The organism is Streptomyces mobaraensis, from assembly GCF_020099395.1.
Classification (GTDB): Bacteria; Actinomycetota; Actinomycetes; order Streptomycetales; family Streptomycetaceae; genus Streptomyces.
Genome location: NZ_CP083590.1, coordinates 1740038 through 1755923, shown reverse-complemented (window position 1 = coordinate 1755923; position 15886 = coordinate 1740038). Strand labels below are relative to the sequence as shown.

Annotated in this window: 10 protein-coding genes and 1 pseudogene; 3 read left to right on the top strand and 8 right to left on the bottom strand. The window is 74.1% G+C overall.

Features of this window, described 5'->3' with window-relative positions; genetic code table 11:
* Positions 1-161: 161 nt before the first annotated feature.
* The 6 genes from K7I03_RS07290 to K7I03_RS07265 all read right to left on the bottom strand — a co-directional run bounded on the left by K7I03_RS07290 (position 162) and on the right by K7I03_RS07265 (position 9713).
* The gene (locus tag K7I03_RS07290; RefSeq protein WP_185943215.1) at positions 162-2792 is read right to left on the bottom strand and encodes an MXAN_6230/SCO0854 family RING domain-containing protein; all 2631 of its coding nucleotides are present in this window, start codon (positions 2790-2792) and stop codon (positions 162-164) included.
* Positions 2793-2996: 204 nt separating this feature from the next.
* A complete protein-coding gene (locus K7I03_RS07285; protein ID WP_185943214.1) occupies positions 2997-5126 on the bottom strand; it encodes a 3-hydroxyacyl-CoA dehydrogenase NAD-binding domain-containing protein in 2130 nt (709 codons plus the stop codon).
* A 73-nt stretch (positions 5127-5199) separates the two neighbouring features.
* Entirely contained in the window at positions 5200-6414 is a 1215-nt protein-coding gene (locus K7I03_RS07280; protein ID WP_185943213.1) for a thiolase family protein, read from the bottom strand.
* 388 nt (positions 6415-6802) lie between these two features.
* Positions 6803-8080, bottom strand: a complete 1278-nt coding sequence (locus tag K7I03_RS07275) for a ribonuclease D (protein WP_185943212.1) — start codon at positions 8078-8080, stop codon at positions 6803-6805.
* 75 nt (positions 8081-8155) lie between these two features.
* A complete protein-coding gene (locus K7I03_RS07270; RefSeq protein ID WP_040891381.1) occupies positions 8156-8815 on the bottom strand; it encodes a response regulator transcription factor in 660 nt (219 codons plus the stop codon).
* 250 nt (positions 8816-9065) lie between these two features.
* Complete coding sequence (locus tag K7I03_RS07265; RefSeq protein WP_185943211.1) at positions 9066-9713, bottom strand: DUF3000 domain-containing protein; 648 nt, start codon at positions 9711-9713, stop codon at positions 9066-9068.
* Positions 9714-9813: 100 nt separating this feature from the next.
* Here K7I03_RS07265 and hemE point away from each other — a divergent pair, with 100 nt between their 5' ends.
* Positions 9814-10869, top strand: coding sequence for a uroporphyrinogen decarboxylase (gene hemE, locus K7I03_RS07260; protein ID WP_185943264.1), 1056 nt, complete (start codon positions 9814-9816; stop codon positions 10867-10869).
* Between the two features lie 224 nt (positions 10870-11093).
* Here the strand turns inward: hemE and K7I03_RS07255 are convergent, their stop codons facing one another.
* The gene (locus K7I03_RS07255; protein ID WP_185943210.1) at positions 11094-12281 is read right to left on the bottom strand and encodes a 4-hydroxybenzoate 3-monooxygenase; all 1188 of its coding nucleotides are present in this window, start codon (positions 12279-12281) and stop codon (positions 11094-11096) included.
* Positions 12282-12315: 34 nt separating this feature from the next.
* Positions 12316-13509 (bottom strand): thiolase family protein, encoded by a 1194-nt coding sequence (locus tag K7I03_RS07250; RefSeq protein ID WP_185943209.1) that lies wholly within the window; start codon positions 13507-13509, stop codon positions 12316-12318.
* A gap of 175 nt (positions 13510-13684) precedes the next feature.
* Between K7I03_RS07250 and hemG the strand changes: the two are divergent.
* Both hemG and hemQ read left to right on the top strand, forming a co-directional pair.
* Positions 13685-15082, top strand: a pseudogene (gene hemG, locus K7I03_RS07245) (protoporphyrinogen oxidase); the annotation flags it as partial.
* Positions 15068-15835: a hydrogen peroxide-dependent heme synthase gene (gene hemQ / locus K7I03_RS07240; protein ID WP_317988288.1), complete on the top strand. Its 768-nt coding sequence runs from the start codon at positions 15068-15070 to the stop codon at positions 15833-15835. The pseudogene hemG and the gene hemQ, both read left to right, overlap by 15 nt.
* The last annotated feature ends 51 nt before the right edge of the window (positions 15836-15886 follow it).

Below are 15886 nucleotides of genomic sequence, written 5' to 3'. Positions count from 1 at the left end.
CCCAGACCCCCCTTGTCCTCAAACGCCGGACGGGCTGACAAGTCAGCCCGTCCGGCGTTTGAGGACAGCGCCCGCAGGGTGCTGCGGGGGTGCGGGGGCGCAGCCCCCGCAAGAAACGGTGAAATGGGGGTCCCCCCTCTGGGGGAGGGACCGGGGCACCCTCACCCCAGCGCAGCCACCACATCCGCAGCCGCCACCAGCCGCACCGCCCCTGCAGCCAACCCTCGCGGATGCAGCGCGAAGACCTCGGCTCCAGGAGCCGGTTCCACATCCCCGCGGTACAGGAACGCCAGCCCAGGCGCCGGGACGTCGACCGGCCCATCCCCATCGGCGGAACCGATCCGCCGCGCGAAGCGCACGACGTCCTCCCCGGCCCGCCGCCGATAGGCAAGCCGCGCCCCATCGCCCCACCGCACCACGACCGTATGGGCCCGAGCCGCCGCGTGCAGCCGCGCGACCTCCCCGAGCCCCACCCGCGCCCCGGATCCGAAGAGCTCCACGAGCCCCCGCCCGAGCAACGCCAGGTCGTCGACGTGCCGATACACCGCGTGGTGCGTACCGGTGACACCCTTGACGACGTCCAGCCACCGCATCGTACGGTCCGCCACATCGACCACCAGCGGCACGCACGCATGGGCCCGTCCCGTGAGGTCGAACCGCTGCTCGACCTGGCGCGGGTCGAACACCGGGCCGCGCCCGCCGGGTTGGTCGCGGACCATGAGCCCGGCGAACCCTTCCGCGAGTTCCTCGAACGGCACGCTGTTGAAGGAGAAGACGACGGCGACGACGTACCGGACGCCGGCCTTGGCCAGCTTGCGCAGGTCCAGGTCGACGAACTCGCTCGCCCCGTCCGGCGGCGGCGCGCTGGTGAGGTCGCCGGAGTGGACGGCGGTGGTCTTCCCGAACCGCAGGTTGGTGTAGTCGCAGGTGCCGACGTGCCGCCAGGAGGCGTCGAAGAAGGCCGTGGACAGGTCCAGGTCGGTCCTTCCGGAGGCCGCGCTCTCGGTCCAGTGCAGGAACAGCCGCAGCGTGCGCCCCTCGGGCACCGGCAGCTCGCTGCCGCGCGGGAGCGTCACCAGGGCGCGGGACGCGGTGCGTTCGGTGAACGGCGCGACGACCCCGTCCAGCGCGGCGTCGACGACGGCGACCTCGGCCGGCGGCAGGGTGCCGGCGCGGCGCAGGAGTTCGCCGGTGAGGACGTCGACCACGCGGCCGACCGTCGCCGCGGGCAGGGGCGCGCGCCCGTCCGGGACGATGTGCGCCCGGGCGGTGCCGCCCTTGGGGAAGAAGACCCGGTTCCGGTCCCGGCCCCCGCCCGCCGACCGGGTGCGCAGCGCGCCGAGCGCCGACAGCAGGACCGCCGGGGACACCCGGGCCGCGGCGGGCCCGAGCGCCGCGAGGACGGCGTCCGTACGGTCCGCGCCCGACGCACCGGAAGCCCCGGACGCGCCGGCTCCGTCGGCGAGGCGCAGCAGATGATCGAGGCGCCGCAGCAGCTCGCCCGGCCGCCGGGCGAGGAGCGGCAGGGCGGCGTCGACGTCCCCGGCGGCCAGCGCCGTCTCCACCAGCCCGGCCCAGCGCGGCAGTGCGACCCGAGCGCCCAGAGCGCCCCGAGCGTCCGTAAGGGCACCCGCCGGGTACACCGCCCGCAGCCGCGCCGACAGCGCGTCGTCGGAGAGCCGGAAGCCGCGCAGGTCCGCGAAGGCGAGGGCGGCCCGCGGATACCGGTCGGCGTGCTCGAACGGGTGCAGCCGTTCCGCCGCCCGCTTCCACACCGCCGCGTGCCGCCGCAGGTCCTCGGCCACCAGCAGCGGGTCGAGCCCGTCCAGGACGGCCAGCAGGGCGCGCCGCAGCGGGCGGGGTACGGCGGTGAAGCGGGGGACGTCGACCAGTCCCGCGTCGCCTCCGGAGCGGACGGCGAGCAGCCGCAGCACGTCCGTCGCGGTGGTGATCAGGGCCGTGGCCGCGGGGAGGGTGACGGGGTGCGCGGCGGGGTCCGCGAGCAGCCAGGCCAGGAGCCGGGCCTTGGTCTCCCGGCCGGGGACGTCCTTCGGGAGCCAGTCGAGCGCGACGCGGTCCCGGCCGGCCAGCAGGTCGTCGAGGTCGTCGGTGTCCTGCGGGGACAGCGCGCCGGTGCGGGAGAGCAGGGCGGTCAGTTCGGCGCGGGCGGCCGCCTCCAGGGCGTCCGGGCCGCCGCCGTGGGACAGCACGCGCAGCCGGGCGGGCAGCGCGCGCCCGGGACCGGCCTCCGGCCGCGCCGGCTTCGGCAGCAGGAACGGGTCGCCGGCGTCGATCCGCCGGTGGCAGACCGGGCAGGCGGTGAACTCGGCGCCGTCGAAGCAGGACCGGCACACCAGGTGCGCGCACGGGTCGACCGCGTGGACGGTGCCCTCCGTCCCGCACAGCACACAGGGCCGGCGCGGAGACTGGAAGAGGTGGGCGAGGACGCGGTCGACGTAGAAGGCGAGCGTGTCCTCGGGGACCGTGTGCGGGAAGCCGTGGAACAGCGGCTGGTGGGGGCGGTGCGCGCCCAGCAGGCGGTCGGTCTCCCGGAGCAGGGCCCGTCCTTCGGTGGCCAGGACGGCCGGTTCCAGCCGCGTCAGGGCCCGGCGGAGGTCCGCGGAGACCAGGAACCCGCGCTCCAGCAGGTCGGTCTCCAGCAGGGTGACGGGAATCTCGGCGCCGCCTTCCGCCGGGTTGCCGGCCGGGGCGGGGAGGTGGACGGCCCCGCGCCGGGACAGCAGCACGGCGGCGGTGCTCCGCCGGGTGCCGGTGGTGGTGGTCGTCGTCATCGCTCTCCGCGTTCCCAACGTGAGGGTGCGGGGCGGGAAGTGAACGCACTGGCGTCTGAAAAGGGAGAAGGAAGCACGTTCGGAGCCGCCCCGCACCCGGAAGCTAACAGAGCCCGCGACGCGTCGGCCAGCGAATAACGGGCGGTACGCGGAGACGGCGAGGGGCCGCGCGGACGGTGTCCACGCGGCCCCTCACCCCAGGCATTACGCCGGGACGCTCGCGACGCCCGGCTCCAGGAACCGCTTGCCGTTGACGCGCTCGGAGACGCCCTCACGGTCCAGGTACGGCGTGACGCCGCCCAGGTGGAAGGGCCAGCCGGCGCCGGTGATCAGGCACAGGTCGATGTCCTGCGCCTCGGCGACGACGCCCTCGTCCAGCATCAGCCCGATCTCCTGGGCGACACCGTCCAGGACACGCGCCCGCACCTGCTCCTCCGTCAGGACGGTGTCGCCCTGCTGGAGGAGGGCGGCGACCTCGGGGTCCAGCTCCGGCTTGCCGGAGTCGTGGACGTAGAAGCCGCGCTTGCCCGCCTTGACCACGGCGGCCAGGTTGGGGGAGACCTTGAAGCGGTCGGGGAACGCGCCGGCCAGCGTCTCGGAGACGTGCAGACCGATCGCCGGACCCACCAGCTCCAGCAGCACCAGCGGCGACATCGGCAGGCCGAGCGGCTCGACGGCCTTCTCGGCGACGGCGACCGGGGTGCCCTCGTCGATGACGTTCTGGATCTCGCCCATGAAGCGGACCAGGATGCGGTTGACGACGAACGCCGGGGCGTCCTTCACCAGCACCGCGGTCTTCTTCAGCTTCTTGGCCACGCCGAACGCGGTGGCCAGCGCCGCGTCGTCGGTCCGCTCGCCGCGCACGATCTCCAGCAGCGGCAGGACCGCGACCGGGTTGAAGAAGTGGAAGCCGACGACCCGCTCGGGGTGCTTCAGCTTCGACGCCATCTCGCTGACCGACAGCGACGAGGTGTTGGTGGCGAGGATGGTGTGCTCCGGCACGACCGCCTCGACCTCGGCGAACACCTGCTGCTTGACGCCCATCTCCTCGAAGACGGCCTCGATGACGAAGTCCGCGTCGCCGAAGGCGGCGGCCTTGTCGAGGGAGCCCGTCACCGCGGCCTTGAGGCGGTTGGCCTTGTCCTGGTTGACACGGCCCTTGAGCAGCAGCATGTCGATCTGGTCGTGGACGTACTTCACGCCCTTGTCGACGCGCTCCTGGTCGATGTCGGTCATGACGACCGGCACCTCCAGGCGGCGGGCGAACAGCAGCGCCAGCTGCGAGGCCATCAGGCCGGCGCCGACGACGCCCACCTTGGTGACCGGGCGGGCCAGCGACTTGTCCGGGGCCCCGGCCGGGCGCTTGCCGCGCTTCTGCACCAGGTTGAAGGCGTAGATGCCGCTGCGCAGCTCCTCGCCCATGATGAGGTCGGCCAGCGCCTCGCTCTCGGCGTCGAAGCCCTGCCGCAGGTCGCCGTTCTTCGCCGCGGAGATGATCTCCAGCGCGCGGTAGGCGGCGGGGGCGGCGCCGTGCACCTTGGAGTCGGCGAAGGCCCGGCCGCGCTCGACGGCCGCGTCCCACGCCTCGCCGCGGTCCACCTCGGGGCGGGAGACCTGGAGCTCGCCCTTGAGTACGGCCGCGGTCCAGGCCAGCGACTGCTCCAGGAAGTCCGCGCCCTCGAAGATCGCGTCGGCGATGCCGAGCTCGAAGACCTGCTTGCCCTTGAGCTGCCGGTTCTGGTTGAGCGAGTTCTCGATGATCACCGAGACCGCGCGGTCCGCGCCGATGAGGTTCGGCAGCAGGACGCAGCCGCCCCAGCCGGGCAGCAGACCGAGGAAGACCTCGGGCAGCGAGAAGGCGGGGATCGCCTTGGAGACGGTCCGGTACGAGCAGTGCAGCCCGACCTCGACACCGCCGCCCATGGCCGCGCCGTTGTAGTACGCGAAGGTGGGCACCGCGAGCGACGACAGCCGCTTGAAGACCTCATGCCCGCCCTTGCCGATGGCCAGCGCGTCCTCACGGGTCTTCAGCAGCTCGACGCCCTTGAGGTCGGCGCCGACGGCGAAGATGAACGGCTTGCCGGTGACACCGACGCCGACGATCTTCCCGGCCTTCGCCTCTGCCTCGACCTGGTCGATCGCCGCGTCGAGGTTGGCCAGCGACTGCGGGCCGAAGGTGGTCGGCTTGGTGTGGTCCAGGCCGTTGTCCAGCGTGATCAGCGCGAACGTGCCGGCACCCAGCGGGAGGTCGAAGTGGCGCACGTGCGCCTGCGTGACGACCTCGCCGGGGAACAGCTCGGCCGCACCCTTCAACAGTTCGGTGGTGGTGCTCATGCCGCTCCCTCGCTTCGCTCGCTCGAGCATTCGCTCGTGCTGCCCCTTTTCACTGTTCGCTCGCGAAGCTCGCTCACTTGCCCTCCCAGTGGGGGTTCTCCCAGATGACCGTTCCGCCCATGCCGAGGCCCACACACATCGAGGTGAGGCCGTAGCGGACGTGCGGCTGCTCCTCGAACTGCCGGGCCAGCTGGGTCATCAGCCGCACGCCGGAGGAGGCCAGCGGGTGGCCGAACGCGATCGCGCCGCCGTACTGGTTGACGCGCGGGTCGTCGTCCGCGATGCCGTAGTGGTCCAGGAGCGCGAGCACCTGCACGGCGTACGCCTCGTTGAGCTCGAACAGGCCGATGTCGTCGATCGACAGGCCGGCCTTGGCGAGGGCCTTCTCGGTCGCCGGGATCGGGCCGTAGCCCATGACCTCGGGCTCGACGCCGACGAAGGCGTACGAGACGAGGCGCATCCGGACCGGCAGGCCCAGCTCGCGCGCCACGTCCTCGGCGGCGATCAGCGAGGCGGTGGCGCCGTCGTTGAGGCCCGAGGCGTTGCCCGGGGTGACCCGGCCGTGCGGGCGGAACGGCGTCTTGAGGTTGGCCAGGCCCTCCATCGTGGTGCCCGGGCGCATCGGCTCGTCGGCCGTGACCAGGCCCCAGCCCAGCTCCCCGCCCTCGGGCGTGGTGCGGCGCACGGAGATCGGCACCAGGTCGGCCTGGATCTTGCCGTCGGCGTACGCCTTGGCGGCCTTCTCCTGGCTGCGGACCGCGTAGGCGTCCGCGCGCTCCTTGGTGAGCTGCGGGTAGCGGTCGTGCAGGTTCTCCGCCGTCATCCCCATGACCAGGGCGGACTCGTCGACCAGCTTCTCCGAGAGGAAGCGCGGGTTGGGGTCGACGCCCTCGCCCATCGGGTGGCGGCCCATGTGCTCGACGCCGCCGGCGAGGGCGACGTCGTACGCGCCGAAGGCGACGCCGCCGGCGACGGTCGTCACGGCGGTCATGGCACCGGCGCACATGCGGTCGATGGACATGCCGGGCACGGTCTGCGGCAGGCCCGCGAGCATGCCGGCCGTACGGCCCAGGGTCAGGCCCTGGTCGCCGATCTGCGTGGTCGCGGCGATGGCGACCTCGTCGATCTTGGCGGGGTCCAGGTTCGGATTCCGGCGCAGCAGCTCACGGATGCACTTGATGACGAGGTCGTCGGCGCGGGTCTCGTGGTAGATGCCCTTCGGGCCCGCCTTGCCGAACGGGGTGCGGACGCCGTCGACGAAAACGACGTCCCTAGCGGTACGAGGCACGTTGGCTCTCCTCCAGGTGCGGATCGCTGCGCGCGGGCATGCCGATACGGCTCCGCCGCGGTGCGGGCTGACCACCTCATGCTACTTACGGGTAACCAGGCTGCACAGCCCCCCTGGCGGGAGCGGCGAACGTCACATCTGGTGGGTTGTGCCCCGGTCCCGCCCCTTCGCCGTTTCCTGGGGCTGCGCCCCAGACCCCGCTTATCGCGGCTCCGCCGCTCGTCCTCAAACGCCGGACGGGCTGAGATTCAGCCCGTCCGGCGTTTGAGGACTGGGGGCACCCCCTCTGGGGGAGCGCGCAGCGCGCTTCGGGGGTGCGGGGGCTCGCCCCCGCAAGAAACGGTGAATGGGGGTGCCCCCTCTGGGGGAGGGGCCGGGGCACCACCCCTCAGACAGAAGCCTCCCGCAGCGCGCGGACAAGCACCGGCGTCACCTGCTCCACCTGCCAGGGCCGAGCCCCATGCCCGGCGAGGGCGGCGGCGACGGCCTCCGGCGAAAGATCCCGCGGCGGCTCCCAGCAAACCCGCCGCACCGTATCCGGCGTGATCAGATTCTCCTGAGGCATCGTCAACCGCTCCGCCAACGCCGACACGGCAGCCCGCGCCGCCGACAACCGCGCCGCCGCGACGGGATCCTTGTCCGCCCAGGCCCGCGGCGGAGGCGGCCCGGTCAGCGGCTGCCCGGGCTGTGGGAGTTCGGACTCGGGCACGGCCCGCGCCCGGTCCACCGCCGCCTGCCACTGCTCCAGCTGACGGCGGCTCATGCGCGGCCCGAAGCCGGGCAGCGCGGCCAGCGCGTGCGCGTTGGGCGGCATGTTCAACGCGGCCTCGATGATCGCGCCGTCGCCGAGCACCTTGCCCGGCGAGACGTCGCGCTTCTGCGCGACCTGGTCGCGCGCGGTCCACAGTTCGCGGACGACGGCCATCTGCCGGCGCCGGCGCACCTTGTGCATGCCGGAGGTGCGCCGCCAGGGGTCCTTGCGCGGCGGGGCCGGCGGCGCGGCGGCGATGGCGTCGAACTCCTGGTGGGCCCACTCCAGCTTGCCCTGCCGGTCGAGTTCCTTCTCCAGCGCGTTGCGCAGGTCGACCAGCAGCTCCACGTCGAGCGCGGCGTAGCGCAGCCAGGGCTCGGGCAGCGGGCGGGTGGACCAGTCGACGGCCGAGTGGCCCTTCTCCAGGGCGTAGCCGAGGACGTTCTCGACCATGGCGCCGAGTCCCACCCGCGCGAACCCGGCGAGCCGTCCGGCCAGCTCGGTGTCGAAGAGCCGGGCCGGTGTCATCCCTATCTCGCGGAGGCAGGGGAGGTCCTGGGTGGCGGCGTGCAGGACCCACTCGGCGTCGCCGATGGCCTCGCCGAGCGTGGAGAGGTCGGGGCAGCCGACGGGGTCGATCAGGGCCGAGCCGGCGCCTTCGCGGCGGAGCTGGACGAGGTAGGCGCGCTGTCCGTACCGGTAGCCGGAGGCGCGCTCGGCGTCGACGGCCACGGGCCCGCGGCCCCCGGCGAAGGCGGCGACGACGGCGGCCAGGGCGTCGCGGTCGGCGACGACCGGCGGGATGCCCTCACGTGGTTCCAGCAAAGGGATCGGCGCCGATTCGACGTCGTCCGGGGGGCCGCCCCCGGTGGTTCGCAGTGGTGGGTCTGCTGCGGTGTCTTGGGCGTCGGTCACCGGTCAAGGGTATCCGGGGATGACGGAAGCCCGCCGACGGAACGTTCCGTCGGCGGGCGTGGGGGGCGGGCGGGGTCAGTGGATGATGCCGGTGCGCAGGGCGACGGCGACCATTCCGGCCCGGTCGCCGGTGCCCAGCTTGCGGGCGATGCGGGCGAGGTGGCTTTTGACGGTGAGCGCCGAGAGGCCCATCGAGACGCCGATGGCCTTGTTCGACTGGCCCTCCGCAACCAGCCGCAGGACCTCGACCTCACGGCCGGACAGTTCGCGGTAGCCGCCGGGGTGGCCGGGCGCGCCGGGAGGGCGGCGCTGCATCCGCGCGGCCGCGGCGCCGATCGGGGAGAGCCCGGGGCGGCCGGGCACGCCGAGGTTGGTGCGGGTTCCGGTGACGACATAGCCTTTGACGCCGCCCGCCAGGGCGTTGCGCACGGCGCCGATGTCGTCGGCGGCGGAGAGGGCGAGCCCGTTGGGCCAGCCCGCGGCGCGGGTCTCGGACAGCAGGGTCAGGCCGGAGCCGTCGGGGAGGTGGACGTCGGCGACGCAGATGTCGCGCGGACTGCCGATGCGGGGGCGGGCTTCCGCGATGGACGATGCCTCGATCACGTCCCGCACCCCCAGGGCCCACAGGTGGCGGGTGACGGTGGAGCGGACGCGGGGGTCGGCGACGACGACCATGGCCGTCGGTTTCGTCGGGCGGTAGGCGAGGCTCGCAGGTTGCTCAAGGAGAACGGACACCAGGCCTCCAGAGGGAGTGGCGGGGACGGGTGCCGACTTTTGGGTAAGCCGGGGCGATCCGTACGGGAAGGGTCACAAGTCCCTTCGGCAGACAAACCGCCCGGCTTTAGGGAATGATCACGAATTGATGAGTAACAATTCGGGCAATTCCGGCCTGGGGGTGGTTGCCCCGGCGGTCACCCCGATGGCCGCATCGGCGCACGCCGGGCTCGCCCCCCGGCGCGGCACCCGGCACTCCTACCCCCCGCTGTCAGCGGCTCTGCGGCCCCCGGCGCTGCGGCAGCGTCACGATCCCGGCCTCCGGGGCCCCGCCCGGCGGCAGCCCCGCGATCTGGCAGAGCAGGTCGCACCAGGCCGACAGGTGCGCCGCGGTGTCCGGAACGGCCCCCTGCCCGCCCGGCTCGATCGGCGACCACGACGCGCGGATCTCGATCTGGGTGGACGGCGGACGCTCCCGCAGGCCCCCGAAGTAGTGCGAGCCCGCCCGCGTCACCGTGCCGCTCGGCGCCGCGTACGGCACCCGGCGCGCCTCCAGCGCCCCGGTCAGCCAGGACCAGCACACCTCCGGCAGCAGCGGGTCCGCCGCCATCTCCTCCTCCAGATCCGCGTGCACCAGCGTGACCAGGCGGAAAGTGCCGCCCCACGCGTCGTGCCCGGCCGGATCGTGCAGCAGGATCAGCCGCCCGTCCGCCAGTTCCTCGTCGTCCACCACGACCGCCGCCTCCAGTGCGTAGGAGAAGGGGGCCAGCCGCTGGGGCGGCGGGGTGGCGTCGAGTTCGATCTCGGGCCGCAGGAGCACGCCCTGCAGCCCGGCGACCGCCTGCCGGAAGACGGACGGGGAACCCTCCCCACCCACGTCGTCCGGACTGTCCTCGTGGTGTCCGTGCGCCGCAGCCATGCCCGGAAGACTAGGCGGAACGACCCCCGGTTCCGGGTAGGGACACCCACATGCGCGGGTCACTCGTTCGGCCCGTGCGAAGATTTGGGGCATGAGTGAGATGGGCGAGCAGCAGACGGGCCGCGGCGCGGCATACGATTCGGCGTTCCTGCGGGCGTGCCGGCGCGAGCCCGTGCCGCACACGCCGGTGTGGTTCATGCGGCAGGCGGGCCGCTCGCTCCCCGAGTACCGCAAGGTCCGCGAGGGCATCCCCATGCTGGAGTCCTGCATGCGGCCCGAGCTGGTCACCGAGATCACGCTCCAGCCGGTGCGCCGGCACAACGTGGACGCCGCCATCTTCTTCAGCGACATCGTGGTGCCGCTGAAGGCCATCGGCATCGACCTCGACATCAAGCCCGGCGTCGGCCCGGTCGTCGAGCGGCCGATCCGCACCCGCGCCGACCTGGAGCGGCTGCGCCCGCTGGAGGCCGGCGACGTCTCCTACGTGACCGAGGCCGTCCGGATGCTCACCGCCGAGCTGGGCGCCACCCCGCTCATCGGCTTCGCCGGCGCCCCCTTCACCCTGGCCAGCTACCTGGTCGAGGGCGGCCCCTCGCGCAACCACGAGCACACCAAGGCGCTGATGTACGGCGATCCGGAGCTCTGGGCCGACCTGATGGACCGGCTCGCGGACATCACCGCGGCCTTCCTGAAGGTGCAGATCGAGGCGGGCGCCTCCGCGGTCCAGCTCTTCGACTCCTGGGTCGGCGCCCTGGCCCCGGCCGACTACCGCCGGCACGTCATGCCGGCCTCCGCCAAGGTCTTCGACGCCGTCGCGGGCTACGGCGTGCCCCGCATCCACTTCGGCGTGGGAACGGGCGAGCTGCTCGGTCTCATGGGCGAGGCGGGCGCGGACGTCGTGGGCGCGGACTGGCGGGTGCCGCTGGACGAGGCGGCCCGGCGCGTCGGCCCCGGCAAGGCGATCCAGGGCAACCTGGACCCGGCCGTCCTGTTCGCCCCGCGCGAGGCGGTGGAGGCCAAGGCGGCCGAGATCCTGGAGGCCGCCCGCGGCCTGGAGGGGCACGTCTTCAACCTCGGCCACGGTGTCCTGCCCACCACGGACCCGGCCGCCCTGACGCGGCTGGTGGAGTTCGTGCACGAGCGCACGGCGCGCTAGCGGGGTGTTGCCCCGGTCCCTCCCTTTCACCGTTTCTCGCAGGGGCGAGCCCCCGCACCCCGAGCGCCCCTGCGGCGCGCGTCCTCAATCGCCGGACGGGCTGCATCAGCCCATCCGGCGATTGAGGACAACCGCGCGGAACGCGGTTTTCGGGGGTCTGGGGCCGGCCCCAGGAAACGGTGAAAGGGGCGCCCGGCGACCGCGCCAACCCCTCGGGCGGCCCGTCAGATGAGGGGCGCGTCCATCGGCAGCCCCGCGTAGTTCTCCGCGAACTCGGCCGCCGCGGCGGTGGGTCCCGTCAGCCGGTCGAGCCGGGCCGTGCGCAGTCGTCGCTCGTAGGCGTCGGCGTCCGGCGCCGCGTGCAGCAGCAGGGTCATGGCGTGCGAGAACTCCTGTACCTGCCACACCCGGCGCAGGCACAGCTCCGAGTAGCGGTCCAGGAGCGCGGTCGAGCCGGTCCGCCGTCGGTGGGCGAGGCCCCGGGCCATCGTGACGACGTCCGCGAAGGCCAGGTTGAGGCCCTTGGCGCCGGTGGGCGGGACGAGGTGCGCGGCGTCCCCGGCCAGCAGCAGCCGCCCGTACCGCATCGGTTCGACGACCTGGCCGCGCAGCGGGATCACGGCCTTGGCCGTCACCGGGCCGTGGTGGAGGGGGTGGCCGGGGACGGCCAGCCGGGCGTCGAGCTCGGCCCACATCCGGTCGTCGGGCCAGTCCTCCGGCACGGTGCCGGCCGGGACCTGGAGGTAGTGCCGGGAGATCTCCGGCGACCGCATGCTGTGCAGGGCGAAGCCGCGCTCGTGCCCGGAGAGGATCAACTCGTCGGAGGCGGGCGGCGCGTCGGCGAAGACGCCCAGCCACGCGTACGGGTAGACGCGCTCGTGCAGCCGGGCCGCGCCGGTGGCGAGCAGTGCCCGGCGGGCGGCGCCGAACGAGCCGTCGCAGCCCGCCACGTAGGAGCACTCCAGGGTCTCCTCGCGGCCGTCGCGGGTGTACCGGAGCACCGGCCGGTCGCCGTCGAGCCCCTCGACCGCGGTCACCGGGGACTCGAACAGCAGAGGCGTGCCGCCGGCCGTCACCAGCGCGATCAGGTCCTTGACGATCTCGGTCTGCGGGTAGAGCGTGTTCGCCCGGCCGCCGGTCAGCGCCGCGACCCCGAACCGCTGCTGCCGCCCGCGGTGCCGCAGCTCGAAGCCGTCGTGCCGGACGCCCTCCCGGTCCAGCCGGTCCGCGGCGCCGCAGGCCCGCAGCACGTCCACCGCGCCCTGCTCCAGCAGCGCGGCCCGCTGCCGGCGCTCGACGTACTCCCGGTCGCGCGCCTCCAGCACCACGCAGTCGACGCCCGCCCGGCGCAGCAGCCGGGCGAGCAGCAGTCCGGCGGGGCCGGCTCCGATGATGCCGACGGTGGTGCGCATGCGGGGATTGCCTCTCGGTAAGCGGAGGGGCGGATCAGCGCTCCAGCACCAGCGCCTGCCCCTGCCCCACGCCGATGCACAGCGCCGCCACTCCGATACCGGAACCGGCCGCCGCGAGCTGATGGGCCACCGTACCGGCGAGCCGGGCGCCGGAGCACCCCAGGGGGTGTCCGATCGCCAGTGCCCCGCCGTGCCGGTTCACCAGGGCGGGGTCGAGCTCCGGCCACTCCGCGAAGCATCCCAGGACCTGGGCGGCGTACGCCTCGTTGAGCTCGAAGTGTGTCAGGTCGGCGAAGGAGCGGCCGGCCCGGGCCAGGGCCCGGCGCACCGCCTCGACCGGGCCCAGCCCGTACAGGTCGGGCTCGGTGCCGGTGACGGCCGACGCCCGGACGCGGGCCAGCGGTTCCCGGCCGGTCGCCCGCAGGCCCTCCTCGTCACAGAGCAGCAGGGCGGCCGCGCCGTCGTTCAGCGGGCAGGAGTTGCCCGCCGTGACGGTACCGCCCTCCGGCCGGAACGCGGGCTTCAGCTTGGCCAGGGCCTCCTCCGACGTGGTGTCGCGGATGCTCTCGTCGCGGGCGAGCTCCACGTCCGGCGGGAACACCACCTCGTCGGCGAACGCGCCCTCCTTCCACGCGCGGGCCGCCTTCCGGTGGCTGGCCAGGGCGTACGCGTCCTGGTCCGCGCGGGAGATGCCGTGCTTGGCGGCGATCAGCTCGGCGCCCTCGCCCAGGGAGACCGTCCACCGCTCCGGCATCGCCGGGTTGGTCATCCGCCAGCCGAGGGTCGTCGAGTACAGCTCCTGGTGGCCGGCCGGGTAGGCGCGGTCCGGTTTGGGCAGCACATAGGGCGCGCGGCTCATCGACTCCACGCCGCCCGCGACGACCACCGACGCGTCGCCGACGGCGATCGCCCGGTACGCCTGGACGACGGCCTCCAGGCCGGAGGCGCACAGCCGGTTGACCGTCGATCCGGGGACGGTCACCGGCAGTCCGGCGAGCAGGACGGCCATCCGGCCCACGTTCCGGTTCTCCTCGCCGGCGCCGTTGGCGTTGCCCAGCACCACCTCGTCGATCCGCGCCGGGTCGAGCGCGGGCGCCCGGGCCACCAGGGACCGGACGACGTGGGCGGCCAGGTCGTCCGGGCGGACGCCGGCGAGCGCGCCGCCGTAGCGGCCGAGGGGCGTGCGGACGGCGTCGACGACGTAGACGTCGCGGATGCGGTCGTTCATGCGGTCTCCGTAAGCGGTCGGGCGGACGGCGGGAGGGGCCGAACGGACGGCGGGCCTCGGCGAACGGCCCCCGGAAGCACCGACTGACCGTTCGGTCGAGAGTCTTGGCGGGCTCCCCGCCGCATGTCAATGGGGTGCGGAGCGCCGGTCCGGCGCCGTCTGAGACAGTGAGCCCATGAGCAGCGAAGCCCACACCCGCGCCCCCCACGTGGCCGTCGTCGGCGGCGGCATCTCCGGACTGGCCGCCGCCCTCCGGTTGCTGGAGGGGGGTGTGCGCGTCACGGTCCTGGAAGGCTCCGGCCGGGTCGGCGGCAAGCTGCTCGCGGGGGAGATCGCCGGCGTCCCCGTGGACCTGGGCGCCGAGTCGATGCTCGCCCGCCGCCCCGAGGGCGTCGCGCTCGCCCGCGCCGTCGGCCTCGGCGACCGCCTCCAGCCGCCGGCCACCGCCACCGCCGGCGTCTGGACCCGGGACGGCCTCCGCCCGCTGCCCAAGGGCCAGCTGATGGGCGTCCCCGGCGACCTCGACGCGCTCGCCGCCTCCGGGGTCCTCTCGCCGGACGGCCTGGCCGCCGCCGCCCGCGAGGCGGACCTGCCGCCCACCGAGCCGGGCGAGGACGTCGCCGTGGGCGCCTACGTCGCCGGGCGGTTCGGCCCCGAGGTCGTCGACCGGCTCGTCGAACCGCTGCTCGGCGGCGTCTACGCGGGCGACGCCTACCGCACCTCGATGCGCGCCGCCGTCCCCACCCTCTTCGAGGCCGCCCGCGGCCGGCGCTCGCTCACCGAGGGCGTCCGCGCGCTGATCGCCGCCGCCCCGCCGAACGCGGGACCGGTCTTCGCGGGCATCGACGGCGGCATCGGCCGGCTGCCGCTCGCCGCCGCCGACGCCGTACGCGCGGCCGGCGGCGAGATCCGCACCGGCACCCCGGTGGCCGGCCTGCACCGGACCGCCGACGGCTGGCGTCTCGACCTCGGCGACGCCCGCCTGGCCGCCGACGGCGTCGTCCTCGCCACGCCCGCGCCCGCCACCGCCCGGCTGCTCGCCGGCACGGCGGACACCGCCGCGGCCGACCTGGCCGACGTCGAGTACGCCTCCATGGCCCTGGTCACGCTGGCCTTCCGCCGCTCCGACGTGGCCGGGCTCCCGGCGGGCAGCGGCTTCCTCGTGCCGCCCGGCGACGGCCGGCGGATCAAGGCGTCCACCTTCGCCAGTAACAAGTGGGGCTGGATCGCCGCCGCCGACCCCGACGTCTTCGTGCTGCGCACCTCCCTCGGCCGCTACGGCGACGAGGACGACCTGCACCGCGACGACGCCGACCTGGTCAAGCTGTCCCTCGCCGACCTCCACGAGGCGGTCGGCCTGGACGCCACGCCGATCGCGTCCCGCGTCACCCGTTGGGACAACGGCCTCCCGCAGTACCCCGTCGGCCACCTCGACCGGGTGGCGCGCGTCCGCGAGCGGGTCGCGGGCCTGCCCCGGCTGCGGGTCTGCGGCGCGGCCTACGACGGCGTCGGCATCCCGGCCTGCGTCGGCGGCGCCCGCCGCGCGGCCGAGGAGCTGATGGCCACCCTGCCGCAGGGTGCCGGGGGCGCGGGGGGGACAATAGGGGGCATGACGACTGACGCCCAGAAGATCCCGAACGCCGGCAAGAAGGCCAAGGACCTCAACGAGGTCATCCGCTACACGCTCTGGTCGGTGTTCAAGCTGCGCGACGTGCTCCCGGAGGACCGCTCCGGCTGGGCGGAGGAGGTCGAGGAGCTGTTCGCGGCCCTCGCCAAGGAGGACGTCACCGTGCGCGGCACGTACGACCTCTCCGGGCTCCGGGCCGACGCCGACGTGATGATCTGGTGGCACTCGGAGACGTCGGACGCGCTCCAGAGCGCCTACAGCCGCTTCCGCCGCACCCGCCTCGGGCGCGCCCTGGAGCCGGTGTGGTCGAACATGGCGCTGCACCGCCCCGCCGAGTTCAACAAGTCGCACATCCCGGCGTTCCTCGCGGACGAGAACCCCCGCGAGTACGTCAGCGTCTACCCCTTCGTCCGCTCGTACGACTGGTACCTGCTGCCCGACGAGGACCGCCGCCGCATGCTGGCCGACCACGGCAAGATGGCCCGCGGCTACCCGGACGTCCGGGCCAACACGGTCGCGTCCTTCTCGCTCGGCGACTACGAGTGGATCCTCGCCTTCGAGGCCGACGAGCTGCACCGGATCGTCGACCTGATGCGCCACCTGCGGGCGTCCGAGGCGCGGATGCACGTCCGCGAGGAGGTCCCGTTCTTCACCGGCCGCCGCAAGGCGGTCGCGGACCTGGTGGCCGGGCTGGCCTGAGCCCGGTGACGGCGTCCGCTGACGACGCCCTGTGACGACGAACGGCCGCCG

What these genes read in the sequence shown, in the direction of transcription:
- K7I03_RS07290 (WP_185943215.1), bottom strand. Translation starts at nt 2,792, where the DNA reads ATGACGACGACCACCACCACCGGCACCCGGCGGAGCACCGCCGCCGTG.
- K7I03_RS07285 (WP_185943214.1), bottom strand. Translation starts at nt 5,126, where the DNA reads ATGAGCACCACCACCGAACTGTTGAAGGGTGCGGCCGAGCTGTTCCCC.
- K7I03_RS07265 (WP_185943211.1), bottom strand. Translation starts at nt 9,713, where the DNA reads ATGGCTGCGGCGCACGGACACCACGAGGACAGTCCGGACGACGTGGGT.
- hemE (WP_185943264.1), top strand. Translation starts at nt 9,814, where the DNA reads ATGGGCGAGCAGCAGACGGGCCGCGGCGCGGCATACGATTCGGCGTTC.
- K7I03_RS07255 (WP_185943210.1), bottom strand. Translation starts at nt 12,281, where the DNA reads ATGCGCACCACCGTCGGCATCATCGGAGCCGGCCCCGCCGGACTGCTG.
- K7I03_RS07250 (WP_185943209.1), bottom strand. Translation starts at nt 13,509, where the DNA reads ATGAACGACCGCATCCGCGACGTCTACGTCGTCGACGCCGTCCGCACG.
- hemQ (WP_317988288.1), top strand. Translation starts at nt 15,068, where the DNA reads ATGGCCACCCTGCCGCAGGGTGCCGGGGGCGCGGGGGGGACAATAGGG.